Source organism: Bacillus sp. N447-1, assembly GCF_022701035.1.
GTDB lineage: Bacteria > Bacillota > Bacilli > Bacillales > Bacillaceae_G > Bacillus_A > Bacillus_A cereus.
Genome location: NZ_CP065509.1, coordinates 4035296 through 4059632, shown reverse-complemented (window position 1 = coordinate 4059632; position 24337 = coordinate 4035296). Strand labels below are relative to the sequence as shown.

Sequence of the window (24337 nt, the reverse complement as noted above, 5' to 3'; positions counted from 1 at the left end):
CCTTCCAAATTATAAAGATGGAACGGATGGTGTCCACACTCTTTTATGTTCTACTTCTTCCGCACGACTCTCTACTTCTTCCGTTTCTAAATCAAAAATCTTTGCAAATAACGCTAATTTTTCGCTCGCTCCCTCTTCAGCAGCTATTTCTTTCGCTACTAAAATTGGGTCTTTTAATAATTGATTAATAATACTTTTCGTATGCTTACTAATAACTTTTTTCTCACGATCACTAAGGTTTGGTATTTTTCGCTCTAGGCTTACCATCGTTTCACTTTGGATTGCAAGTGCCTTATCACGAAGAGCTGATATTAATGGAACAACACCAAGTGTACTTAACCACGTTTTAAATAGAACAATTTCCTCTTCAATCATAAATTGAATTTTCTCTGCCTCTTTCAAACGCTCAGCACGGTTTGCCTCCACTACTCCTTGTAAATCATCAATATCATACAAGAAAGAACCTTCTAGCTCATCAATCGCTGGATCAATATCACGCGGCACTGCAATGTCAACCATAAATAATGGACGACCAGAGCGCATTTTCTCCACCTTTGTCATCATCTCTTTCGTAATGACATACTCAGATGCACCAGTTGAACTAATTAAAATATCTGCTTCTAATAATGCACATTGTAATTCGCTTAACGATTTTGCATGTCCCATATATTTCTCAGCCATTACTTCTGCTTTCGAAAGCGTCCTATTCATAACTGTTACTTTACGAGCACCACTTCCATATAAGTTTTGTAGTGCAAGTTCGCCCATTTTACCAGCACCAAGAATAAGCACATGACAATCTGTTAACTCGCCAAATATTTTCTTTCCAAGCTCAACAGCAGCATAACTAACAGACATTGCACTTTCCCCGATTGTTGTTTCTGAGTGGGCACGTTTTGCTAATGTAATGACTTGCTTAAACAATTCATTAAAAATTGTGCCTGTTGCTTTAACTTGTTGCGCTTCTAAAAAGCTATCTTTTATTTGACCTAAAATCTGCGTTTCTCCGACTACCATTGAATCTAAACCGCACGTTACGCGGAATAAATGATCTATTGCGCCATCTTGTTCAAAAATAGTTAAATATGGCGCGACTTCTTCTATTTCAAGCTGAAACCAATCAGCTAAAAACTTCTTAATATAATACCGTCCCGTGTGTAATTGATCGACAACAGCATAAATCTCAGTGCGATTACAAGTTGACACAATGACATTCTCTAACACGCTCTTTTGATTTTGTAATGTAGTCATCGCTCGCTCTAGTTCTGCTGCCTGAAATGTGAGTTTCTCACGAAATTCTACAGGGGCTGTTCGATAATTTACACTAACAACAAGAATATGCACGCAGCATGTCCCCCTTCACCCGTTTTATCACTTTATCTACTATCATAATACAACTTTCCTCTTATGAATCTGACAATCGTGTGAACAACCGATTATTTTTTAATTATTCTCCGTATGTAATAAAGGAGATTCAGTAACACTAATAAAAAAATTCTACTTTATAATGATTATAAATTAATAACTCTATTTGTACGTTACCAAAAAAAGCCCTCATAATCAAGTGATGGAAACTATTCCATATAAATTATAACATCATCTTCCCTATCTTCTTTCATCATGAAGGAAAATATGTATGATTGTTCCAAAATGTAACAAAGACTTTCTCAATACAATGTATTTGACATTGCATTTCTTTTTCGTTATATTAGTTTTACAAAATTAAATTGTGCACAACTTAATTAGAAGGGAGTTATTTATGACAGAAGACTCTTTGCATCTAGATAACCAACTTTGTTTTTCTATTTACGCCTGCTCTAGAGAGGTTACTCGTTTTTATCGACCTTATTTAGAAGAAATGGGTATTACGTATCCCCAGTACATTACTTTACTCGTACTATGGGAGCAAGATGGACTAACAGTAAAAGAAATTGGAGAACGTCTATTTTTAGATTCTGGTACGTTAACACCTATGTTAAAACGTATGGAATCATTAAAACTTGTAAAACGTGTTCGTTCCAAAGAAGACGAGCGAAAAGTTTGTATTGAATTAACAGAACAGGGCAAAGATTTAAAGGAAAAGGCTTGTTCATTACCGACAACGATGGCTACAAACTTAGGAATTGCAGAGCAAGAATATCGCTCTTTATTAATTCAACTAAATAAACTGATTGACACAATGAAAACAATTAATGATGGAAAAGGGGAATAAATATGGATAAATTATATACTGCTTCAGTAACAGCAACAGGTGGAAGAAATGGGAAAGTAGTTTCAGATGATGGCATATTAAATCTTGATGTAAAAATGCCGAAAGCACTAGGTGGTGCAGGCGGAGAAGCAACAAATCCAGAACAACTATTTGCAGCTGGTTATGCAGCTTGTTTCGATAGTGCATTACAACTTGTCATTCGTACAAAACGTGTGAAAGTAGAAAGTACAGAAGTAACTGCTCACGTTTCTATCGGAAAAGATACAGATGGTGGTTTCGGCCTATCTGCTGTACTTGATGTACATGTGGCTGGCGTTTCACATAGCGAAGCACAAGAACTTGTAGAAGCGGCTCACGGTGTATGTCCTTACTCGAAAGCAACAAGAGGAAATATTGAAGTTACATTAAACGTACGCTAAAAAATTTAGCAAAACAAAAACGCGCGACATTCGTCACGCGTTTTTTGTTTTTGTAAATTTATGAATTGCTTTCCACGCTTCTTCTTTTCCAAGTCCTGTTTCAGAAGAGAATAGAACAATTTCATCGCCAATTTCAACAGCAAGCGTTTCTTTTACAACTTTTAAATGCTTTTGCCATTTCCCTTTCGGAATTTTATCGGCTTTCGTCGCAATAATAATTGTTGGGATTTCATAATGCTTTAAGAAATCATACATCATCACGTCATCACTTGTTGGTTGGTGACGTAAATCAACTACTAATACAGCTGCGTCTAATTGTTCACGCGTTGTAAAGTACGTTTCAATCATTTTCCCCCATGCAGCGCGCTCCGATTTAGATACTTTCGCATATCCATAACCTGGAACGTCAACAAAGTGCATCATCTCATTGATTAAGAAAAAGTTCAGCGTTTGCGTTTTTCCTGGTTTAGAAGAAATACGTACTAACTTTTTACGATTTAAAATTTTATTAATAAAGGAAGACTTCCCCACATTTGAACGACCTGCTAATGCAATTTCTGGTAAATCACTGTCTGGATATTGTTCTGGTTTAACAGCACTAATTACAATATCTGCTTTTGTTACTTTCATTGTTTCACTCCTACTAATGCGTGCTCCAATACTTCATCTAAATGAGATGCAAGCACAAACGTAAGGTTTTCTTTTACGCTCTCTGGAATATCATCTAAATCTTTCTCGTTTTCTGCTGGCAAAATAATTTTTGTTAAGCCTGCGCGGTGAGCACTTAATGTTTTTTCTTTTAAACCACCAATTGGTAATACACGACCACGAAGTGTAATTTCACCTGTCATACCGACTTCTTTACTTACAGGAATACCTGTTAGCGCAGAAATAAGTGCCGTTGCCATCGTAATACCTGCTGACGGTCCGTCTTTTGGAACTGCTCCTTCTGGAACGTGAATATGAATATCATTTTTCTCATGGAAATTCGGATCGATCTGAAGCTCTTCTGCACGAGAACGTATATAACTAAACGCAGCTTGTGCTGATTCTTTCATAACATCCCCAAGTTTCCCTGTTAAAATTAGTTTCCCTTTTCCTGGCGCTACAGAAACTTCAATGGCGAGTGTATCGCCGCCTGCTGCTGTGTAAGCTAGACCTGTTGCCATACCAACTTGGTCTGTTTTTTCAGCTTGCCCATAACGGAATATGTGTTTACCAAGTAAATCAACAATCTTTTTCTCTGTCACAACGATACGTTTACGTTCTGCTGTAACGATAATCTTCGCTACTTTACGGCAAACTTTTGCAATTTGGCGCTCTAGCGTACGAACACCAGCCTCACGTGTATAATAACGAATAATCTCAAGCAGCGCTTCATCACGCACTTGTAAATTACCTTTTCGTAAGCCATGTTCTTTTAATTGTTTCGGCAATAAATGCTCACGAGCAATGTGTACTTTTTCAAGTTCTGTATAGCCAGCAATCGAAATGATTTCCATACGGTCAAGTAATGGACCTGGAATACTTGAAAGTGTATTAGCAGTTGCTACAAACATAACTTTTGATAGATCATATGGTTCTTCAATGTAATGATCACTGAAGTTATGGTTTTGTTCTGGATCTAATACTTCAAGTAATGCCGCTGATGGATCTCCACGGAAATCGTTAGACATTTTATCAATCTCATCTAATAAGAAGACTGGATTAACTGTTTTCGCCTTTTTCATACCTTGAATAATGCGTCCTGGCATTGCTCCAACATATGTACGGCGGTGACCACGAATTTCAGATTCATCACGCACACCACCAAGAGATACACGGACGAAGTTACGATTCAATGATGTTGCAATTGAACGCGCTAACGAAGTTTTGCCGACCCCAGGAGGGCCTACTAAACAAAGGATAGGTCCTTTTAATGAATTCGTTAACTTCTGTACAGCTAAATATTCAAGTACACGCTCTTTCACTTTTTCAAGACCGTAATGATCGTTATTTAAAATCTCTTCCGAATGAGCAAGATCAATTATATCTTCTGTTGCCTCTGTCCACGGAAGCGCTAATAACCAATCAATATAATTGCGAATAACACCACTCTCCGCAGAACTTGCTGGTAACTTTTCATAACGATCTAATTCTTTCAGCGCAGCCTTCATTGTTTCTTCCGGCATTCCTGACTGTTCAATTTTCTCACGAAGTTCTTCTACTTCTCCGCCCTTGCCTTCTTTGTCGCCAAGTTCAGTTTGAATCGCCTTCATTTGCTCACGTAAGAAATATTCTTTTTGCGTGCGCTCCATGGAACGTTTCACTTTTTGCCCAATTTTCTTTTCTAGGCTAAGTAACTCTTGTTCATCTTGAATAATTGAAATAAGTGTTTGTAATCGTTCTTTTACAGATACAATCTCTAGAATCTCTTGTTTCTGCTTCGTTTTAATCGGCAAGTGAGAAGCAATTAGATCAGCTAATCTCCCTGGTTCTTCCACATCAGCTACCGTTGCAAATGTTTCATTTGAAACTTTTTTCGAAACTTTAATATATTGTTCGAAATGCTCCAGTAACGTACGCATAAGAGCTTTCTCTTCTAAATCATCTTCTACTTCTTCAGTTACCGTTTTAATCGACACTTGTACTACATTTTCTTCTTCGATAAACTCTATTACTTCTGCTCTATGTAAACCTTCCACAAGGACACGAAGCGTACCGTTCGGCAATTTTAACATTTGCTTCACTTTCGCCACCGTACCTACACTATATATGTCATCTTCTTTCGGATCATCGATATTCATTTCTTTTTGCATTGCTAAAAAGATGATATTTTCATCCATTGCCGCCTGCTCTAGTGCTTGTATCGATTTATCACGTCCTACATCAAGATGCAAAACCATCGTTGGATATACGAGAACGCCTCTTAATGGTAGGAGGGGCACGATTCTTTCGTTCGTATTCATACTAGACATAGCACCTCCATAATAAATTAAACTCCTGTTCAACTATTTTATATTACAATACACCTAGATGCAATTGCTGAGATTCCGCGCAATTGTAAATAGCTTGTTTTTCTACCTCACGAAAAGAAAAAAGACTCCGATTAAGCATACAAACTTAAACGAAGTCTGGCAAATTTTATTATTGTTTATTTTTACATAGATTGTGCATCAGTTTCGTCTACCTTAGTATGTACATCTAGCTCTCTATGCATATTTTCTTGCATAAACGTTAACTCAAATACTTCTTTTAACTTACGGACAGGAATAATTTCAATTCCCTTGATCGTATACAAAAATGGTTGCATATTTTCAGCAGGAATAATGACTTTCTTAGCTCCCGCTTTTTTCGCAGCTTTTATTTTTGCGTATACGCCACCAATAGGCTTTACTTCTCCGTGTATACTTATTTCCCCTGTCATCGCTACTTCATTATTTACATATGTGCGGTGTACCGCAGAATATACACCTGTTGCCATAGCGATTCCTGCAGAAGGGCCATCAATCGGGATACCACCTGGAAAATTAATATGTATATCATATCCTTCTGGCAACACATCTAAAGAACGAAGTACTGTTAATACATTATCAACAGAGCCTTTCGCCATACTTTTACGACGAATCGATTTCGTTTGACTACCAATACTTTCTTCTTCCACAATTCCGGTAACATTTACCGATCCTTTATCTTTCGCCTTGATTGCTGTTACTTCAATTTCTAATAACGCACCTGTATTTGGTCCGTATACAGCAAGACCATTTACAAGACCAATCCTTGGAATCGGATAAATGCGCTTTTCATATTTCGGTGTAAGCTGACTTGAGTGAACAACCCACTCTATATCTTCATCCTTAATGAAAGAACGTTCTTCATTTATCGCCATACCAGCAGAGATTTGCACGAGATTAATCGCTTCTCGTCCATTCCTTGCATACATCCCGATCATTTCAATACCATTTTCACCTATTTGCATTTCCACTTTTTCCGCGGCATTTTTCGCTACTTTTTGAATTTCTTCCGTATCTAATTCACGGAAAAATACTTCTAAGCAACGTGACCGAATAGCAGGAGGAATTTCCTCTGGCGAACGTGTCGTTGCTCCAACTAAGCGAAAATCTGCCGGTAAGCCTTTTTGGAAAATATCATGTATATATGTTGGGATCATCGTATTTTCTTCACTATAGTACGCACTTTCTAAAAATACTTTTCGATCTTCTAACACCTTTAACATTTTGTTCATTTGAATCGGATGGAGCTCGCCAATCTCATCAATAAACAAAATACCACCATGTGCATCTGTTACAGCACCTTTTTTCGGTTGCGGAATACCTGCTTGCCCCATCGCCCCAGCACCTTGATAAATCGGATCATGCACCGAACCTATTAAAGGGTCTGCGATACCACGTTCATCAAACCGAGCTGTTGTCGCATCAAGTTCAATAAATGTTGCATTCGTACGAAATGGAGATTTAGGATTTCGTTTCGCTTCTTCTAATACAAGACGTGCTGCCGCTGTTTTCCCAACACCTGGCGGGCCATATATGATTACATGTTGCGGATTCGGACCACAAAGAGCCGCTTTTAACGACTTAATTCCGTCCTCTTGCCCTACAATATCTAAAAAGGTTGTAGGACGCACCTTTTCTGCTAGCGGCTCTGTTAAAGAAATCTCACGCATTTTACGAAGCTGTTCTAATTCTTTTTTCGATTCTCGATCAATTGAAACTTTTTGTGTTCGTTGATTTCGAAGTAAATGCCAGAAATACAATCCGACAATTACACCAAAAACAAGTTGAACAACTAAAAATATATTTGTCCAGCTCATTATTTATTTCCTCCCGCAATATTTTATCTCTTAGTATTTCCGCGGAGGAACGTAGCTAAACATAAAGAAAAACAGCAATTATAAAAATTGCTGTTTCCCTTTCGCATTATGCAGATGTTTTTGTATCAAGTACAGTACCGTCTTGTAACACCAATTTTGGCGGCTCATTATCAGCTACTGTTTCTTTTGTAAGAATACACTTCTCGATATCTTTACGAGATGGAAGTTCGAACATTACATCAAGCATTAAGCCTTCAATAATAGAACGAAGTCCACGAGCACCCGTTTTACGTTCAATTGCTTTTTTCGCAATTTCGATTAGTGCACCTTCTTCAAACTCTAACTCAACATCGTCAAGCTCCAATAATTTTTGGAATTGCTTAACAAGTGCATTTTTCGGTTTCGTTAAAATATCAACAAGAGCATCTTCATCAAGTGGCTCTAGGTTCGCAATAACTGGAAGACGACCAATAAACTCTGGAATTAAACCAAATCTTAAAAGATCCTCTGGTAATACGTGAGATAAAACATGCTTCTCATTCACATCAGCATTTTTCTTCTCAGAACCAAATCCAATTACTTTTTCACCAAGGCGACGTTTAATAATCGGCTCAATGCCATCAAACGCTCCACCACAAATGAATAAGATGTTCGTTGTATCAATTTGAATAAACTCTTGGTGCGGATGCTTACGACCACCTTGAGGTGGAACGCTTGCTACAGTACCTTCTAAAATTTTCAGAAGTGCCTGCTGCACACCTTCACCAGATACATCACGTGTAATTGATGGATTTTCGGACTTACGTGCCACTTTATCAATCTCATCAATATAAATAATTCCTTTTTCCGCTTTCTCTACATCATAATCAGCTGCTTGAATTAATTTTAGTAAGATATTTTCTACATCTTCCCCAACATATCCAGCTTCTGTTAAAGATGTTGCGTCCGCGATTGCAAATGGAACATTTAAAATACGCGCTAAAGTTTGTGCCAGTAATGTTTTACCACTACCTGTTGGCCCGATAAGTGCGATATTACTCTTCGCTAATTCTACATCATCAATTTTGCTGTTAGAATTAATGCGTTTGTAATGGTTATATACCGCTACCGCTAGTGCTTTTTTCGCGCTATCTTGCCCGATGACATACTCATCTAAGATTTCACGAATTTCTACCGGTTTCGGTACATCTTTGAATTCTACTTCTTCGTCCTTCGCAAGCTCCTCTTGTACAATTTCAGTACAAAGTTCGATACACTCGTCACAAATGTAAACACCTGGACCTGCCACTAACTTTCGAACTTGCGTTTGTGTTTTACCACAGAAAGAACATTTTAATTGCCCTTTTTCATCATTAAATTTAAACATATTTTCACACCCCTTACAAAGTGCTAACCTCTTGCCTTCGTATGTACACGATAAATGTATCGTATGTAAATACATATTATGTCACTACGTGGCGAGAAATACAAATAATATGACTAGTTATGTACAAATAAAAAATTTTTAAAACTTTTGAAATATGTATATTCGACTTGTAAAGGAACTTTTCCTTCTCCATCGAAAAGTTTTATAAATATATTTCTATATTTATAAAACAAGGCACGATTTTAATCGTGCCTTGTTATTTTATTATGCAGCGTTTTCTACTAAGAAGTCTACAGCTTTACGAACTTTAAGATCTTCAGCTAAAGCGTCTACGCTTCCAAGAGCTTGCTTGATAGCGTCTACTGGCATACCGTACATTTCAGCCATTTTTTCAACTTCTGCAGTTACTTCTTCTTCAGTAACTTCGATGTTTTCAGCTTCAATGATAGCTTCAAGAACAAGATTGATTCTTACACGTTTTTGTGCATCTTCTTTCATTTGCTCTTTTAATTTGTCAGCATCAGTACCTGTGAATTGGTAGTAAAGCTCAAGGTTCATACCTTGTTGGCTTAAACGTTGCTCGAATTCACGAACCATACGATCTAACTCAGTGTTGATCATAGCTTCTGGAATTTCGATTTCAGCGTTAGCAGCAGCTAATTCTACTACTTCGTCACGTACTTTGTGCTCAGCTTCGTGCTTTTTGCCTTCTTCTAAGTTTGTGCGAAGTTTTGCTTTTAATTCATCAAGAGTTGCAACCGCTTCGTCTGCTTCTTTAGCGAACTCGTCGTTTAACTCAGGAAGTTCTTTTGTTTTGATTTCGTGAATTGTTACTTTGAATGTTGCTGGTTTGCCAGCTAATTCAGCAGCATGGTACTCTTCTGGGAATGATACTTCAACGTCTTTAGACTCACCAGATTTAAGACCGATTACTTGCTCTTCGAAACCTGGGATGAATGTACCAGAACCGATTGCTAGAGAGTAGTTTTCGCCTTTTCCGCCTTCAAATGCTTCGCCATCAACGAAACCTTCGAAGTCGATTACAGCTGTATCACCGTTTTCAACAGTTCCTTCTTCTTTAACAACTAGTTCAGCTTGACGTTCTTGTAAAGATTTTAATTCGTTCTCTACATCTTCGTCAGTTACAGTTGTTTCAACTTTTTCTACTGCTAAACCTTTGTACTCACCTAATTTAACTTCAGGTTTCACTGTAACTTTTGCAGTGAAGATAAGGTTAGCATTTTTTTCGAACTTCTCGATGTCGATTTCAGGATGATCAACTGGGAAGATACCAGCTTCTTCAATCGCTTCACCGTATGCTTTTGGTAAAATGATATCTAAAGCATCTTGGTATAAAGATTCAATACCAAAGCGTTGTTCGAATAATGGACGAGGCATTTTTCCTTTACGGAAACCTGGTACGTTAATTGTTTTTACTACTTTTTTGAACGCAGCGTCGATAGAGTTGTTTACTTCTTTAGCATCAACTTCGATTGTTAAAACGCCAACGTTACCTTCTAATTTTTCCCATTTTGTAGACATTTATTCTTTCCCTCCAACTATAATAATGTATGCACATACCTCTATAGATTAAGATCTTCATTATCTCTTTTTTGAAATAACAAATACACAAATAATCCTCTAGCAAAAGCTTTCAGATATAATGTTCCAATCTACTAATTGCCCAGAAGACAACTACGGTATATTTTGTTCGAGAATAATATGAAACATATTAAGTAAGAGAATTACACTTCTCTTCTCTTACAAACAGGCAGTTTTCTGCCTTTTGCAACCCTTACATTATAACATAGAATATGCTCGTTTCAAGAACTGAACGATTCTTTTTCATAATTATACGGGCAAATATCCTTCTCTTTCAACACGTAATAACCATTGATAGGCAATATGAAACTCTTCCAATTCGATATTGTATGCTGCCATAAGCTCTTCTTCATCAATAGCCAATCCGAAACGCTTTCTTCCAATTCTCTCTAAAACAGCTGACCAAATCTCTTCTTTATCCATTAATAGAGCAAATGGGAAAACGCTAATTTGCAATTCTTTCCAATATGTAACCATTGCTTCAAATATATCGGGATAATTTTGCTCTAATCGACTTGATAATTTATGTATAATGTTATTGGATTGCTCCTCATTATGACCTGTAAATGCTGGAATTACCTTAATCGTATTCCCAAACTTTTCTACCTCTATTTCCTCTTCTACCTGACTTTCTATCATTTTATACAAAATAGAAGTTTTCAAATAGGGGTGTTGCTCTTCTTCTATTAAAAATTTCTTTAAAACAGGTAATGCAAGATCTAAGTCTTTTAACGAAAGTCGCTGAATCGCTCTTAGCTTCTGTCCAAAGTTTTCTCCAAAAATTTCATTAGTAAACTCATCCAACTCAAAATTTGAATCGACTAGCGATGCATCTCCCTCATTGAGCATACCTTCTGCAAATAAAGCAAGTTGCGCTAATTTTTCCTTTTGATCAGGCATTATATCTTTCGTTTGTAAAACCTTTTCAACAGTTTCAATAACACCTTCATAATCATTTGTTTGAACTAAAATAGTCACGTACGTTTCAAGAATATCACCAAATAAGACAACTCCTGTTTTAAGCAACTGTTCACATTTGTCTTTCGCTTCTTCCATACGTTTTAATTCGAGTAAACAAATAACTGAAGCTAATTCCGTTTGTTCCGTTTCCGCATTATACTGACGTAATATTTCAAAGCAGCGCAATGCATCTTCGAACTTCCGCTCTTTCAGCGCTAAAAAACCTTCATCAATATAGCGCTCTGATAGTTGTGGAAACAATACGACCGTATTTTCTTTTTTATCCATACGTCCGCCTCTTTTTCTTGATTTTAATTATGTTCAAAGTAAATATATCAAATGCGTAATGAGAACACAACATCCCAAAACTATTTGTTTGAAATATAAAAATATTTAATTTTTACATTCCAATACGAATAAATCTCTACTAAAAATTAAAATTGTACAAATAAAAATCCCCAGCAACAAGCGCAGAGGATTCATCATTAATGGAAAGCTTTTATAATTGTGGGGTATATTACAAGGGTAATAATTTGGAGAACAATAATTGCCATAACAATCATGCTAAAATAGAAGATTGGTTTACTTCGCTTCATTAAAAACATAATAATAAGCATCGTACAAGCAAACAAACTTAAGAAGAACAAACTTGTTGTCGAACTAAGTATACCACTTGGGACAAAGAACAATAACACTACACTACAAGTACCTATAATTCCAAATAACCATTCCATTCATTCACTCATTCCCTTTCCCTCTCATGGCTGTTTTCTCTAAGCAATCAAATGTTTCACAACATCAACTACATACGTTAATTTCTCATATGCTACAAATCCAAAAGCAACCGTTAAGCCCGTTACAACTAATCCTTTCATCATTTCTGCCTCCTCGTTTTATCGTTGTTATCTTCATTATAAAAGATTAGCAATTTGTTACCATCGAACTACCTTACAGTTACCTTACAGAATTGTAAGATTTCAAAAGAGGATAGAAAAACACCTCACATAGCTTGAGGTGCTTTCACGGAATTTCTCTATAATCACTTGCAAAATTAACTTTTTTCTCTTGGTTATTTTTCGGAGAATCCAATCTTAAACTAATAGATTTACTAAATAATTTAGGATCAAAATAATTATTCATTACTTTTCTTAACTTACCTTCAGATATTTTCGTATTACAAGAAAACAAAGGATGAAAATCATGTTAATATATTTTTATACAATTAAGAATTTAATTTACAAGGGGGATTATATATGTTTAAAAAAATGGCCGCAGATGTATTAGGACTAAGCGATGTAGGTTCTGTTATTACACCTAAAGACTATGATAAGGTCGATGCCGATGATTATGTAATGCATGAAGATGGAGAGAAAATTTACTTTCTAATTAAATCGAAATCAGATGAATATTGCTTCACAAACAAAGGGTTAATTCACTTAGACGGTACAAGCGCAACAAGTAAAAAACGTACACTACGCCGCTTTCGTTATAGTAAATATCAAATTAAAAACGTAGCACTCGAAACTGCAGGAACGATTGATTTAGATGTAGAAATTAAGTTTCAAATGGGCGATGAACATTACTCAATTGATGTTCATAAAAAACATATTGAAGAATTAAAAGATTTATATAAGGCTTTACTTAAAATCGAAGAAATTTCATACGACAACGATATTACATTACAATATGCACATAAAAGTTTAGATATGGCATCTAATGCCTTTAGCCGCATTTCAAACGCACAAGTAAATTTAGCAGAGCAATTTAAAGAAATGAACGAGATTGCCTTTAACTGGCTTGTTGATACGAAGAAACAATATAATGTGAAAGATTATGGTTTTGTATTTGAGAAGTTTATTAACAACTAATTTCAAATACACAAAAAACCTTGTTATCAAAAGATAACAAGGTTTTCTTAGCGTCACAGGAGAGATTCGAACTCCCGCTCCGCCCATTTCCGTACTATTTTATATATTTTGATCGCAGTCTTAATATATCTTCTCCTTCGCGAATGCCTGCCGATCCCTTCCTCACATTTTTTACGACAGTCCAATTCGGGTTAGTTTCATCACCGATGTTCTGTACTGTAAAATTGCCATCACCATATTTTCGGTGGCCTTCTGCCAATTTCTCCGTTAAATCATTCTCATTTGATCTCGCCATCTTTGCGCCATCTCCCTTTTTTATACGACCTTCTTAAACCATCTAACCAATCACAGGTCCAGTCAATTGGAGATTCTCATTTTCCGCTTCTATTAATTGTAACACACTGCCGGGGATAAGTTCCGATAACTGCTGCTCAACCGTACTAGAATGGTAAAGAATTTTATAATATTGCAAGTAAACAATTAAGAGAATCTGGATATGGATTTGAGTTCCATCATAAACCTATTAATTCTTTAAATTAAATAAGATGAATAGGGCGCATAAATGGCGCTCTTTTTATTTAAGAAAAAAAGTACATATGCAACTGCTTAATATCAAAGGAAAGGTCGCAAATATTAAGCATGAACTACACTTATAACCCAAACAAAAAACCTTGTTATCAAAAGATAACAAGGTTTTTTTAGCGTCCCAGGAGAGATTCGAACTCCCGACCGTACGCTTAGAAGGCGTATGCTCTATCCGGCTGAGCTACTGGGACATGGAGCGGGTGAAGAGAATCGAACTCTCGACCAGAGCTTGGAAGGCTCTTGTTTTACCACTAAACTACACCCGCATATGTTATTTTCTTTTCTTCGTTAGCGCCGTTGCCCTATCGACAATATTTATTATATGTATAACCACACATAAAGTCAACACCTTTTTTAAAAGAGGATAAATTTTCTTATCCTCTTTTAAAAACTGCCTGTTCAACTAGTTGTCCGTCTAACGTTTCAAAACGAACTTCCATTTGATTTTCATCCATTTCTAATAAAGCAAATGTCTTTTCTACACGCTGACGTGGTAATAAAATACTGCCTGGATTAATAAATAAAACGCCCTCGATTAATTCCGCACCTAATACGTGAGAATGTCCGAAGCATGCAACTTGTGCTCCCACTTCTTCAGCATGGTACGCTAGCGTTTGTAATGTCATTTTTACATTATGTCGATGCCCATGTACAACTAAGAAGCGAATTCCATCTACATCAGTTACAATTTCATCTTGAAAGTTAGCATAATCACAATTTCCTTTTACAACATGGAAACCTTGCAGCTCTTCATGAGCAGGCGTTAGCTCTGAATCACCGCAATGAATCATGATATCTACTTTCCCTTCATACTTCTCTTTTAACTGCTGTAATTCCTTCACAGAGCTATGACTATCGCTTACGATTAAAGCCTTCATCAATCTCTCTCCCTTATTCTCCTAAAAACCATTCAGGGATTTTTTCTTCTAGCTTACGAAGAGCACGTCCGCGGTGACTAATAGCATTTTTTTCATCTGAACTTAATTCCGCCATTGCTTTTTTGTATTCTTCCACATAAAAGATCGGATCGTATCCAAAGCCATTTTCTCCGCGGCGTTGTTCTAAAATAAATCCTTCACATGTCCCGTTTACAATGACAGGCTTTTTATCACCTTCAGGGAAAGCTACTGCTAATGCACAGTAGAAGCGAGCTTTACGCTTATCAAACGGTATTTCATTTAATTCTTGTAAAACTTTATCAATATTCGCTTGATCATCTTTTGGCTCTCCAGCAAAACGAGCTGAATACACGCCTGGTTTCCCGTTTAACGCATCTACAATAAGACCTGAATCATCCGCAATTACAATTGCATTCAACTGTCTACTCAAACTATCCGCTTTTAAGATCGCATTTTCTTCAAATGTTTCACCAGTTTCTTCGACTTCTTCAATATGAGGAAAATCGTGTAATGATTTCACTTCTAAATCAAATCGCTCAAATAACTCAGCAAATTCACGTACTTTCCCCATATTTTTTGTCGCTACAACAACTTGTTTCATACTTTCCACCTCTACTCTATATGAGATACGATGTCACCTAACGCTTCTTTTTGCATATCAATCAGTTGGAAAATGCCTTGTTCTGCTGCATCAAGTAATTCATTTAACTGCGCTCTACTAAACGTCGCTTCTTCTCCAGTTCCTTGCACTTCAACAAACTGACCTTTTCCAGTCATAATTACATTCATATCAACGTCTGCTTTAGAATCTTCTGCATAGTTTAAATCTAAAACAACACCTTGCTCTTCAACAATCCCTACTGACGTTGCTGCTAAATAATCTTTTACTGGAATTTTAGATACTTTTTCTGCTTGTAACAACTTCTCAAACGCTAATACCATCGCTACGTATGCACCTGTAATAGAAGCTGTTCTCGTTCCACCATCTGCTTGGATGACATCACAGTCAATCCAAACTGTTCTCTCGCCAAGCGCTTCTAAATCAACTACCGCACGTAATGCTCGTCCAATTAAGCGCTGGATTTCCATTGTACGCCCTGTTACTTTCCCTTTGCTTGACTCCCTAATCGTACGTTGTTCTGTTGCACGCGGAATCATCGCGTATTCAGCTGTTACCCATCCTTTTCCTTCTCCACGCATAAACGGTGGTACACGCTCTTCAATTGTTGCTGAGCAAATCACCTTTGTATCCCCAACTTCAATTAATACAGATCCCTCTGGATGTTTTAAATAATTCGTATGAATATGTATATGGCGTAATTCTGTTTTCTCTCTACCATCTACTCGCATAAAAATAACCTCCTCTTAATTACTACTCGTTAGTATAGCCAAATTTAAATGTATGATATGTATACAATAAAAGAAGGAGAACCCAAAAAGCAATTCTCCTTTCTTACTTAAGTATATCAAATTATTCAAGATTAAAAACTACCTGTATTCACGTTTTCTGGACGATCTACAGGTTTTATTAACTTTCCGCCCTTTTCATCTATAAGATTTGCTTTTCCATTCACTTCAATAGAAATATTTTTCACACCTTTCTTTTCTGTTAAAGATAAAACTAACGACTTCAATACGTAATTTGAGATCATATTTTTATCTGGGTTTACAAATATATTTTCATTAAAGTTTAATGTAAGATTTCCGTCTTGTAATTTCGGATTCGTAATAAGCTTAACGCCTGGATTAAAATCATTCAGGAGCGATTGATGGATCGGACCTTTTACAAGTTCATCTATAATTGCTGCATAGTCATTTTCTTTACCTTCCGCAACGCGGCGTGTGACTGGTACGTAGTATTGCTGTTTATTATTATTTTGCGCCATAAAATACAGTGTGACTGGTTTTGTATTTGTTACATCTGCTACTTGTTCATCATCGAAGTTAATACCATTTGCACGGCTCACTCCTTCACCAAGCGGTGTACCACCAACCGGCATCTTTGCCAATTTCTCACCATTTATTTGGAACTGCACTTGTTTTATCTCTGTAAATTGCGTCAACGTCCAAGCTATAGATTCAACGATTTGACGCTCTTCTTCTTTCGCATAGTTTTTCATTTCTTTAGAGAAATCAATAACTGCCGTTCCGTCCTTTTTCAAATCTAAAGTCATCGTTGTATTCGCCGGAATGACTGCACGAAACCCATTCGGTAATAAATTCGTTACCGGTCCATCTTTCACAAGGTATTCTAACGTTTGCTTCACAGTCTCATTTGCTTTCGGAGTAGGTATAGCTAACGTTTGTGGTACAACATAACCATTTTTATCAACAAGGTATAGTTCTCTGTTTACCATTTGCCCTTGCTTATCTTTTTTAGCTACTTCTTTCTTCCCACCCTCTGTATACGTAACTTGTTTTGGCGGATCAATTTGTTCAGTTGCTTTCTCTTGATTTATAAAGCCACACCCTGTTAGTAAAACAGCGCTCACAGTAGCACCAACAACCCATTTAAAAGTGGATTTAGGCATGCCATTCCCCCCTAAAATCTAAGTTTGTACTATTATGTATACGAGCTGTTTCACGTTTTAGAACAAGCTGCGCCTCTTATAAATTGAAACTTTAATCAGTAGGGGTCTTACTCCCCAGCAAATAGCAAGATAAAACAAAAACTCCTGATTTCTCAGGAGCTCACTTATATAAATTCTACTATTATTCTTTTTCTAAATGAATATGCTTCACATTTTCAATCGGTTGACCGAACCATTTTGATGCAATTTCTTTAAACAAGCCTATTTTTCCTGTTGTTAAGAAGAGATGATCGCTTTGTTCTTCTCCTTCATTCAACATTTTACTATGATATAAGATTGTACTTACTTCACGTGCTGTTTCATCACCAGAACTAATTAGTTGCACTTTATCTCCCATTACTTTTTTAATAACAGGTCCTAAAATCGGATAATGTGTACACCCTAATATAAGTGTATCAATATCGGTACTTTTCAGTGGTTGCAACGTTTCTCTTACAACTTCATACGCCATTTCACTTTCGAAATTCCCACTCTCTACAAGTTCAACGAAAGGTGGACAAGCTAAACTTTCTACCATAACACGGTTATTAATAGACTTTAACGCCTCTTCGTATGCACCACTTTTCACCGTTCCAATCGTTCCAATAATCCCAACGTGATACGTGTTTGTCACTTTTAAAGCTGTACGTGATCCTGGGTGAATAACTCCTACTACTGGAATTGGTAATTGTTTTTGCATCTCTTCTAATACAACTGCAGTTGCTGTATTACACGCAATAACTAACATTTTAATATTCAAATCTAGTAAATGCTCTGTCATTTCCCACGTAAATTGACGTACTTCTTCTCGAGAACGTGGACCATAAGGACAACGTGCTGTATCTCCTAAATATATGATACGCTCTTTCGGCAACTGACGAATTAATTCCTTCGCTACTGTTAAACCGCCAACTCCTGAATCGATAACACCGATTGCTCTATTCAACTTCATCACCCGTTTTCTCATTCATCATCTTTTATGTTTATCATTATATTTTACACACTTTAAGTTCGCTCACTTCAAATGCTTCTGTATGAAAATTTTCATTTTCCCATGTATAGACTAGGACCTTTTTTATTTTGCTCCTTTTTTTCGTAATTTGCAAGATAGAAAAATAACCGACCTTCTATAAGAAAGTCGGTTTCTTCTATATAAAGTGCATATTCATTGCTCCATCTTTTTTTGAAAAGAAGACATTCCCATTAATAAGAAGAAATGAGCAGCAATTAAAATGACGATCAAAATAAAATTCAATCGATAACTATTTGTAGATTCCATAATTTTGCTCGCTACAGCTGGTCCAAATGCCATACCGAAAAAGTTAATTAAATTATATAAACCAAGACCGACTCCAACTTTAGCTGGATTTAATGTTTTCGGGATAAATGTGTTTAATGATACTTGAATTGCCGAATAACTCATGAATGTTAAAATAACCGCAAATAAAATAAAGAGTAAGTTCCCGTCCGGAATAATCCCTAAAATTAAAAAGCCAATGATCATAACTACAGAAGCTACATACATCATCTTCACATTCCCAAACGAAGGAATAATCTTTCCGGTAATAAAACTAGATACAATACCAAAGAGAGATGCAATAAACAATACAATTCCAATAACGAATGGAGACAATCCATGTCCTCTTCCTAACAGTAATGGTAATAATAATAAACTAGCACATAACGCCACATTAATGATAAATCCGACCGCTATTAAACGAAGTAATGGTTTATTTGTAAATAACTCAATATCAATAAACGGCGACTCCGTTCTCTTCATATGAGCCTTAAATAAAAATAGAAAAACAACAGATAACACAAAAAGCCAACTATTAATATTAACTCCTAATAAAATGGTCGTAATCAATACAAATAATAAAACTGCTCCAATGAAATCAAAGCGAAACACTTCATCTGTATGTCGCACCTCTTCTGGCATAAATTTTACGAGTAAGAAAATACCAATCATTGAAATAACCATAAATAAAAATAAATACGGCCACCCTAACGTATTTGTAATTGCCCCACCTACTAAAGGTCCAATACCAACCGCTAATGCAATAGAAGAACTAATCATTGCTAACGCACCTGGTTTTTTAGCTGGAGCAACTAATTTCGCCACCGCAATCATACTAAGCGCAATAAACGCTGCTCCGCCGCTCGCCTGCACTAACCTTGCGAAAATGATAATTTCATAAGATTGATTCACAAATCCAACAATAGAACCAGCTACAAATATGATAATAGAAATAATTAATAGTCTTTTTACACTGTAACGATCAGCCAGCTTTCCATATATTATCGAACCAATACCGACAACTAAGGAATACCCTACTACAACCCAGCTTACTTTCGATTGACTAATTGATAAATCATTGGCAATATCCTCTAGCGCTACATTAAATAACACAGCGTTCATCGGTCCTAACAAAACAATAAAACATAATGTAAAAACAAACCATTTCGAATGGTTTCTTATATCTTTCCCCATGTGTAACACTCTCCTGATTGCAATTTTAAAACTATCAAACTATAGATAAAAAAATGAACTTATTTAAATGTTGTATCACCACTAAACAACTTCATTAAATGTGTAAAAGTTGCTAATTTATCGCGCGATAAATTGAATTCGAAACGAAACACGTATGTTGTTCGATATTCATGGAACTATCATAGTTTCAGCATTACAGTTTGTCAACGAAAAATATACAAAGTAAACTAATTAAGTCTTTTTAGTTTACTTTGTTCAAAAGTTATTATACACTAATTTCGAAGCCGATATAAGGAGGACTGGCATGATTATTCAAATTTACATTTTTTAACTTAATAAAATGAAACGCATACAGAACTTTTATATAGAAGAGACATTATAGGAGGATTATGATGAAGAGAAAAATGTTAGTTGTATTAACAAGCGTAGAAAAATACCCAAATTTAAATAGGGCTACCGGACTTTGGCTTGGTGAAGCTGTACATTTCGTAAAAAAAGTAGAAGAAGCTGGTTACGAAGTTGATTACGTCAGTCCACAAGGCGGTTATACACCAATTGATCCACATAGTTTAGCAATGGCGGAGAGTATCGATTGGGAATGGTATCAAAAGAAAGAGTTTATGAATCGCCTCGGTTCTACAATGAAACCAAGTGAAGTGAATCCAGAAGACTACGCTGTTATTTATTACGCAGGTGGCCACGGGGTTATTTGGGACTTCCCAGAAAATAAAGAACTTCAAAATATTAGCCGCAATATTTATGAAAACGGCGGAATTGTTTCTTCGGTTTGTCATGGAGCTGCTGGTTTATTTCATATTACATTAAGCAATGGGGATCGTTTAATTAGCGGTAAGAAGGTAACAGGTTTTTCAAATGAAGAAGAAAAATTAGCTGAATTAGATCAATTCGTTCCATTTTTAACAGAAGATGAACTCATTAAAAATGGAGGACTTTACGAAAAAGCCGCGCAACCGTGGGAAGCTTATGCTCTAGAAGATAATCGTGTTATCACTGGTCAAAACCCAGCTTCAGGTGGTCTAGTAGCCGAATTAGTATTAAAACAGTTGCAAAAATAATATGTACTAAAAAAGCAGATTCTCCTCTATTAAGGGAGATCTGCTTTTTTACGAAATCATTTGCAAAATAGCAATAACTTCTTTTTCAATTTCAGAATCATCAATTGCTTCTATATACTCTGGTTTAAAAAGTTGATACTTCTTTAATTGATAAAAATCAAGTATCGCTTTCTTTAACGTAATATCGTACTGAATACAAAAAGAATGATCTATAATACGTCTTAACATCACATCATCTTGTACCATAAATAATTGTGCATTCATTTTATTAAAATAACCTTGTTCCATACCCGCTTCAAAAAACATTTGCAAATTATGGTTACGATTTTGTTGGGCAGCGACTAATTGATCCGACAAATGCGGATATGCTTCTTTCAAATCTTGCAAAAAAACATCCGAAATATATGTCACACATTTTAAAGAATGGATAAACGTCTTTTGGAAACGTTCTGTAAATGACATACTTTCATCTTGATTATCCGCATCACCTTCGAGTAGATAGTTCATGAAATCCTCTACTACCGCCTCAATAATTTCATCTTTCGAAGAAAAACGTTTATATAAAGTAGCTTTACTAATATCCATATATTTCGCAATTTCATCTATTTTCAATTGGCTAAAACTTGTCTTTCTAATAATGGGCTTTATTTTATTAATATAAGTATTTGCACATGCGACTTTTCTCATTTAAAAGAGCCTCCCCTTTTGTCCATACAAAATAGTATAGCAAATTCACGAATGATTATAAATGAAGTTATTATACTCACTATGCCTTTTTAGTTTATTACATTTTCATATACTATACATAAAAAACTATAATCAATTATTACCAACTGGACGGTTACAAACCAATTTCGAGGCGGGAATTTTAGAATACAGTGAAACTTTAATCAGTGGGGGGGCGTTCATCCCCACTGATTATTAGCTCTCACCAATCGGGGGTCCTACTGCCCGGCAAATAGAGGGATAAAAATACCCACTACCTTTGTTAGTAGCGGGTACTTTTTCTATAATTTATTTACAGCCCTTTTTATAGCCTTACCTATTTCCACGCTAGACTGTGGATTTTGTCCTGTAATTAAATGACCATCTACTACTACATGCGGCGTAAAATTGGGGGCTACATAAAACAAAGCTCCTTCTTCTTTCAACTTACTTTCTAGCAAAAACGGAACGCGCTTTTCTAAATGTACAGCTCTTTCTTCATCGTTTGTATAACCTGTTATACGCTTACCCGCAACAAAAAACGAGCCATCCTTATTTTTCACACCGACTAAAGAGCTTACTCCGTGACAAACAGCCGCTACAATCCGGTTATTGTTATACATATTCTCAATCAAATTTGCTACATATGGATTACCTGGAAAATCTACAATCGCCCCGTGCCCACCACCAAATAAAACCGCATCATAATCCGAAAAATGAACATTTGAAATCGGCTTCGTATTTTGCAATAAAGAAGCTACATGCTTGAATTCGCGAGGTATACCATTCGGAATAGACACTCTATCTATAGGTACTCTCCCGCCTTTTATTGACACAATATCAACATCAAACTTAGCCTTTTTTAATACATGATAAGGAGCTGCGAGCTCTTCAAGCCACAAACCAGTCGGGTGTCCATTCATATCATGAGCACTTGTTGAAACTAACAGTATCCTTTTCAACATATCCCCTCCTTATTACCTATTTATGTATGAAACGTTTTTATCATTCATATAGCAAGTGAAGCAAACAAAAAAATAGCCGACTTTTATATAAAAGTCGGCTGCTTTCTTATAATTCGAGCTCTCCCATACGAAGAAGCTCCACAACTGCTTGTGAACGTCCTTTAACCCCTAGCTTTTGCATTGCGTTTGAGATGTGGTTGCGAACTGTCTTTTCACTTATAAAAAGTTCACCTGCAATTTCCTTCGTTGTTTTATCTTGAACCAGCAATTCAAATACTTCTCTCTCTCTCTTTGTGAGTAAAGGTTTAGATTGATACGCTTTTTCCTTCAACTGGTATAACCCTCCTTGCTTAAGCCAGAGCTGTGTATGTGTAAGTTGGGTGTTTATTTAGTCAAGATATTGTATGAACGAAATGTGCAGGTGGTGAATGAAAATGGGCTTTATTTCCTATGTTATTTTAGACTTTTATACAGTGCGTACACTCTTTTTATCCACTTACTTTCCAACGCGCCATATTTGTTCTAGCAATATACTTACAACCGTACCTACAAATAAGCCATTACCGAATATATATTGCATAACAGACGGCAAGGATTGGAGTGCTCCAGACGGTAAAAACATAACGCCGCTGCCAAATAATACTGCAACGCCTAAAATCGTTACATTCCTTTCACTCATCGGCACTTGTTTTATATTATTAAATCCAATTCCAATTAACTGTACGAACGAAGCCATTAAAACAGCCGATGCGACAGCTGATGGTAAAGATGCTAAGTAACGAATAATACTTGGAAAAAGAGACATTACGACTAGTAACGCACATGCCATTAAGAACGATCGGATATATTTTTGTTTTGTTAAACGTATAAATCCTGCCGTTGCTGGTAACGGAACGACACCTACAGTTGAAAATACAGAAGAGATGATATGCGAAATCCCCCCAACCCATGTTCCATCTTTCAACTGTTTTTGTTCAATAGTCGCTTTATGAATAGTTGCTTGATTAATTGCTATAATAGCTGCCACCGTATTCGAAACTAAAATACATACCATAACAAAACTTGATACAGCCATACCTGTATTCCATTTTGGAAGTCCCCAAGCAAATATATGTGGAAGTTGCACAAAATGAGTTACTTGAGATGGGATTGTCACTTTTCCTGCAATGAGAAAAATAATCCACCCACTAATTAATCCTATTAAAACTGCATAACTTTTGACAAAGCCTTTTCCAAAATTAGATAGTATAATAACGAACAGAAATATACTAAACGCGATCATTGCTGTAAATCCGTCGATTTGAGAAATAGTAGCTGTAATTCCTAACATTCCTTTTAAAAACACACCACTTAATTGTAAACATAATAAAAGTAAAAACGTCCCTGTCACAAGCGGCGTAAATAAAAATAAAATACGTCCTATAAAACCAGTTACTCCTAATCCTATTAAAATAATACCGGAGATTATCATTCCTAATTCTAAAATTTGCAGTGTACTATGTAATTGATCTTGTCCGGCCGTTGCATAAGCAAGTACGGTAAATACACCAACCCAAGATCCAGCCGGCCCATCCGCAATTGGTAGTCTATGCCCAAGCCATCCTTGTAAAAAAGAAGATATACCAACTACAAAAAACGTACGCTGCATTAAATAAAATATTTCTTCCGTCGTAAGATGAAATAATCCGCCAACGACAATTGGTAGTGCGATTGAATTTGCTAATAAAAATATAAACCATTGTAAAGTTCCCATAATATGATTTTGGTTATGTTGATTGTCCAATTTTTTCATCCCTTCTAGCTTTCCTA

23 protein-coding genes, 2 tRNA genes and 1 pseudogene are annotated in these 24337 nt (G+C 36.1%); 5 read left to right on the top strand and 21 right to left on the bottom strand.

The features are described 5' to 3' along the window. Positions 1 to 9: 9 nt before the first annotated feature. Positions 10 to 1344 (bottom strand): glutamyl-tRNA reductase, encoded by a 1335-nt coding sequence (gene hemA / locus IQ781_RS20600; protein WP_000547868.1) that lies wholly within the window; start codon positions 1342 to 1344, stop codon positions 10 to 12. Positions 1345 to 1759: 415 nt separating this feature from the next. Here hemA and IQ781_RS20595 point away from each other — a divergent pair, with 415 nt between their 5' ends. Further along, on the top strand, positions 1760 to 2212 hold the full coding sequence (locus IQ781_RS20595) for a MarR family winged helix-turn-helix transcriptional regulator (RefSeq protein ID WP_063220487.1): 453 nt from the start codon (positions 1760 to 1762) through the stop codon (positions 2210 to 2212). Between the two features lie 2 nt (positions 2213 to 2214). Beyond that, complete coding sequence (locus IQ781_RS20590) at positions 2215 to 2631, top strand: organic hydroperoxide resistance protein (RefSeq protein WP_000359781.1); 417 nt, start codon at positions 2215 to 2217, stop codon at positions 2629 to 2631. A gap of 33 nt (positions 2632 to 2664) precedes the next feature. Here the strand turns inward: IQ781_RS20590 and ysxC are convergent, their stop codons facing one another. The 7 genes from ysxC to IQ781_RS20555 all read right to left on the bottom strand — a co-directional run bounded on the left by ysxC (position 2665) and on the right by IQ781_RS20555 (position 12103). Beyond that, positions 2665 to 3261 carry a ribosome biogenesis GTP-binding protein YsxC gene (ysxC, locus tag IQ781_RS20585; protein ID WP_000869116.1) on the bottom strand — a complete coding sequence of 199 codons (597 nt, stop codon included), beginning with the start codon at positions 3259 to 3261 and terminating at the stop codon, positions 2665 to 2667. Then, positions 3258 to 5588: an endopeptidase La gene (gene lon, locus IQ781_RS20580; protein WP_000097289.1), complete on the bottom strand. Its 2331-nt coding sequence runs from the start codon at positions 5586 to 5588 to the stop codon at positions 3258 to 3260. Before lon ends, ysxC begins: the two co-directional genes overlap by 4 nt. Before the next feature lie 182 nt (positions 5589 to 5770). Then, a complete protein-coding gene (gene lonB, locus IQ781_RS20575; RefSeq protein ID WP_000119176.1) occupies positions 5771 to 7441 on the bottom strand; it encodes an ATP-dependent protease LonB in 1671 nt (556 codons plus the stop codon). A gap of 106 nt (positions 7442 to 7547) precedes the next feature. Beyond that, a complete protein-coding gene (clpX, locus tag IQ781_RS20570; RefSeq protein ID WP_000472289.1) occupies positions 7548 to 8807 on the bottom strand; it encodes an ATP-dependent protease ATP-binding subunit ClpX in 1260 nt (419 codons plus the stop codon). A 264-nt stretch (positions 8808 to 9071) separates the two neighbouring features. Continuing rightward, on the bottom strand, positions 9072 to 10349 hold the full coding sequence (gene tig, locus IQ781_RS20565) for a trigger factor (protein ID WP_000105215.1): 1278 nt from the start codon (positions 10347 to 10349) through the stop codon (positions 9072 to 9074). Between the two features lie 309 nt (positions 10350 to 10658). Continuing rightward, positions 10659 to 11657 carry a hypothetical protein gene (locus tag IQ781_RS20560; RefSeq protein WP_000358277.1) on the bottom strand — a complete coding sequence of 333 codons (999 nt, stop codon included), beginning with the start codon at positions 11655 to 11657 and terminating at the stop codon, positions 10659 to 10661. 197 nt (positions 11658 to 11854) lie between these two features. Then, the gene (locus IQ781_RS20555) at positions 11855 to 12103 is read right to left on the bottom strand and encodes a hypothetical protein (RefSeq protein ID WP_001983650.1); all 249 of its coding nucleotides are present in this window, start codon (positions 12101 to 12103) and stop codon (positions 11855 to 11857) included. Positions 12104 to 12622: 519 nt separating this feature from the next. Between IQ781_RS20555 and IQ781_RS20550 the strand changes: the two genes are divergently transcribed. Beyond that, positions 12623 to 13237, top strand: coding sequence for a PH domain-containing protein (locus tag IQ781_RS20550; RefSeq protein WP_000473863.1), 615 nt, complete (start codon positions 12623 to 12625; stop codon positions 13235 to 13237). A 94-nt stretch (positions 13238 to 13331) separates the two neighbouring features. Here the strand turns inward: IQ781_RS20550 and IQ781_RS20545 are convergent, their stop codons facing one another. Beyond that, on the bottom strand, positions 13332 to 13532 hold the full coding sequence (locus tag IQ781_RS20545; protein ID WP_000124460.1) for a hypothetical protein: 201 nt from the start codon (positions 13530 to 13532) through the stop codon (positions 13332 to 13334). Between the two features lie 152 nt (positions 13533 to 13684). On the opposite strand from IQ781_RS20545, the pseudogene IQ781_RS28480 reads away from it, so the two are divergent. Next, a pseudogene (locus tag IQ781_RS28480) lies at positions 13685 to 13777 on the top strand (DUF6572 domain-containing protein); the annotation flags it as partial. A 162-nt stretch (positions 13778 to 13939) separates the two neighbouring features. Here IQ781_RS28480 and IQ781_RS20540 read toward each other — a convergent pair. The 8 genes from IQ781_RS20540 to IQ781_RS20505 form a co-directional block, all read right to left on the bottom strand. Next, a tRNA-Arg gene (locus IQ781_RS20540) sits at positions 13940 to 14013 on the bottom strand. Position 14014: 1 nt separating this feature from the next. Then, positions 14015 to 14088 (bottom strand) — tRNA-Gly (locus IQ781_RS20535). Between the two features lie 108 nt (positions 14089 to 14196). Beyond that, positions 14197 to 14700, bottom strand: coding sequence for a metallophosphoesterase (locus tag IQ781_RS20530; protein WP_000645488.1), 504 nt, complete (start codon positions 14698 to 14700; stop codon positions 14197 to 14199). A gap of 13 nt (positions 14701 to 14713) precedes the next feature. Next, a complete protein-coding gene (locus IQ781_RS20525) occupies positions 14714 to 15322 on the bottom strand; it encodes an XTP/dITP diphosphatase (RefSeq protein ID WP_000815939.1) in 609 nt (202 codons plus the stop codon). A gap of 11 nt (positions 15323 to 15333) precedes the next feature. Continuing rightward, positions 15334 to 16071 carry a ribonuclease PH gene (rph, locus tag IQ781_RS20520; RefSeq protein ID WP_001261765.1) on the bottom strand — a complete coding sequence of 246 codons (738 nt, stop codon included), beginning with the start codon at positions 16069 to 16071 and terminating at the stop codon, positions 15334 to 15336. Positions 16072 to 16202: 131 nt separating this feature from the next. Next, entirely contained in the window at positions 16203 to 17252 is a 1050-nt protein-coding gene (gene gerM, locus IQ781_RS20515; RefSeq protein WP_001126746.1) for a spore germination protein GerM, read from the bottom strand. Positions 17253 to 17433: 181 nt separating this feature from the next. Further along, a complete protein-coding gene (gene racE, locus IQ781_RS20510) occupies positions 17434 to 18243 on the bottom strand; it encodes a glutamate racemase (RefSeq protein ID WP_000774005.1) in 810 nt (269 codons plus the stop codon). A 213-nt stretch (positions 18244 to 18456) separates the two neighbouring features. Continuing rightward, entirely contained in the window at positions 18457 to 19782 is a 1326-nt protein-coding gene (locus tag IQ781_RS20505; RefSeq protein WP_063220486.1) for an MFS transporter, read from the bottom strand. A 392-nt stretch (positions 19783 to 20174) separates the two neighbouring features. Between IQ781_RS20505 and IQ781_RS20500 the strand changes: the two genes are divergently transcribed. After that, positions 20175 to 20858 carry a type 1 glutamine amidotransferase domain-containing protein gene (locus IQ781_RS20500; RefSeq protein WP_000823847.1) on the top strand — a complete coding sequence of 228 codons (684 nt, stop codon included), beginning with the start codon at positions 20175 to 20177 and terminating at the stop codon, positions 20856 to 20858. Positions 20859 to 20906: 48 nt separating this feature from the next. On the opposite strand, the gene IQ781_RS20495 is transcribed toward IQ781_RS20500, so the two are convergent. The 4 genes from IQ781_RS20495 to IQ781_RS20480 form a co-directional block, all read right to left on the bottom strand. Beyond that, on the bottom strand, positions 20907 to 21545 hold the full coding sequence (locus tag IQ781_RS20495; RefSeq protein ID WP_001233006.1) for a TetR/AcrR family transcriptional regulator: 639 nt from the start codon (positions 21543 to 21545) through the stop codon (positions 20907 to 20909). 320 nt (positions 21546 to 21865) lie between these two features. After that, positions 21866 to 22528 (bottom strand): type 1 glutamine amidotransferase domain-containing protein, encoded by a 663-nt coding sequence (locus tag IQ781_RS20490; RefSeq protein ID WP_000919607.1) that lies wholly within the window; start codon positions 22526 to 22528, stop codon positions 21866 to 21868. A gap of 106 nt (positions 22529 to 22634) precedes the next feature. Next, on the bottom strand, positions 22635 to 22859 hold the full coding sequence (gene gerE, locus IQ781_RS20485) for a spore germination transcription factor GerE (RefSeq protein ID WP_000659484.1): 225 nt from the start codon (positions 22857 to 22859) through the stop codon (positions 22635 to 22637). Between the two features lie 165 nt (positions 22860 to 23024). Further along, the gene (locus tag IQ781_RS20480; RefSeq protein ID WP_000732140.1) at positions 23025 to 24320 is read right to left on the bottom strand and encodes a purine/pyrimidine permease; all 1296 of its coding nucleotides are present in this window, start codon (positions 24318 to 24320) and stop codon (positions 23025 to 23027) included. Positions 24321 to 24337: the final 17 nt, after the last annotated feature.

What these genes read in the sequence shown, in the direction of transcription:
- clpX (WP_000472289.1), bottom strand. Translation starts at nt 8,807, where the DNA reads ATGTTTAAATTTAATGATGAAAAAGGGCAATTAAAATGTTCTTTCTGT.
- IQ781_RS20495 (WP_001233006.1), bottom strand. Translation starts at nt 21,545, where the DNA reads ATGAGAAAAGTCGCATGTGCAAATACTTATATTAATAAAATAAAGCCC.
- lonB (WP_000119176.1), bottom strand. Translation starts at nt 7,441, where the DNA reads ATGAGCTGGACAAATATATTTTTAGTTGTTCAACTTGTTTTTGGTGTA.
- ysxC (WP_000869116.1), bottom strand. Translation starts at nt 3,261, where the DNA reads ATGAAAGTAACAAAAGCAGATATTGTAATTAGTGCTGTTAAACCAGAA.
- IQ781_RS20545 (WP_000124460.1), bottom strand. Translation starts at nt 13,532, where the DNA reads ATGGCGAGATCAAATGAGAATGATTTAACGGAGAAATTGGCAGAAGGC.
- lon (WP_000097289.1), bottom strand. Translation starts at nt 5,588, where the DNA reads ATGTCTAGTATGAATACGAACGAAAGAATCGTGCCCCTCCTACCATTA.
- IQ781_RS20590 (WP_000359781.1), top strand. Translation starts at nt 2,215, where the DNA reads ATGGATAAATTATATACTGCTTCAGTAACAGCAACAGGTGGAAGAAAT.
- IQ781_RS20550 (WP_000473863.1), top strand. Translation starts at nt 12,623, where the DNA reads ATGTTTAAAAAAATGGCCGCAGATGTATTAGGACTAAGCGATGTAGGT.
- gerM (WP_001126746.1), bottom strand. Translation starts at nt 17,252, where the DNA reads ATGCCTAAATCCACTTTTAAATGGGTTGTTGGTGCTACTGTGAGCGCT.
- IQ781_RS20500 (WP_000823847.1), top strand. Translation starts at nt 20,175, where the DNA reads ATGAAGAGAAAAATGTTAGTTGTATTAACAAGCGTAGAAAAATACCCA.
- rph (WP_001261765.1), bottom strand. Translation starts at nt 16,071, where the DNA reads ATGCGAGTAGATGGTAGAGAGAAAACAGAATTACGCCATATACATATT.
- IQ781_RS20505 (WP_063220486.1), bottom strand. Translation starts at nt 19,782, where the DNA reads ATGGGGAAAGATATAAGAAACCATTCGAAATGGTTTGTTTTTACATTA.
- IQ781_RS20480 (WP_000732140.1), bottom strand. Translation starts at nt 24,320, where the DNA reads ATGAAAAAATTGGACAATCAACATAACCAAAATCATATTATGGGAACT.
- IQ781_RS20595 (WP_063220487.1), top strand. Translation starts at nt 1,760, where the DNA reads ATGACAGAAGACTCTTTGCATCTAGATAACCAACTTTGTTTTTCTATT.
- tig (WP_000105215.1), bottom strand. Translation starts at nt 10,349, where the DNA reads ATGTCTACAAAATGGGAAAAATTAGAAGGTAACGTTGGCGTTTTAACA.
- IQ781_RS20490 (WP_000919607.1), bottom strand. Translation starts at nt 22,528, where the DNA reads ATGTTGAAAAGGATACTGTTAGTTTCAACAAGTGCTCATGATATGAAT.
- IQ781_RS20530 (WP_000645488.1), bottom strand. Translation starts at nt 14,700, where the DNA reads ATGAAGGCTTTAATCGTAAGCGATAGTCATAGCTCTGTGAAGGAATTA.
- IQ781_RS20555 (WP_001983650.1), bottom strand. Translation starts at nt 12,103, where the DNA reads ATGGAATGGTTATTTGGAATTATAGGTACTTGTAGTGTAGTGTTATTG.
- racE (WP_000774005.1), bottom strand. Translation starts at nt 18,243, where the DNA reads ATGAAGTTGAATAGAGCAATCGGTGTTATCGATTCAGGAGTTGGCGGT.
- IQ781_RS20525 (WP_000815939.1), bottom strand. Translation starts at nt 15,322, where the DNA reads ATGAAACAAGTTGTTGTAGCGACAAAAAATATGGGGAAAGTACGTGAA.
- IQ781_RS20560 (WP_000358277.1), bottom strand. Translation starts at nt 11,657, where the DNA reads ATGGATAAAAAAGAAAATACGGTCGTATTGTTTCCACAACTATCAGAG.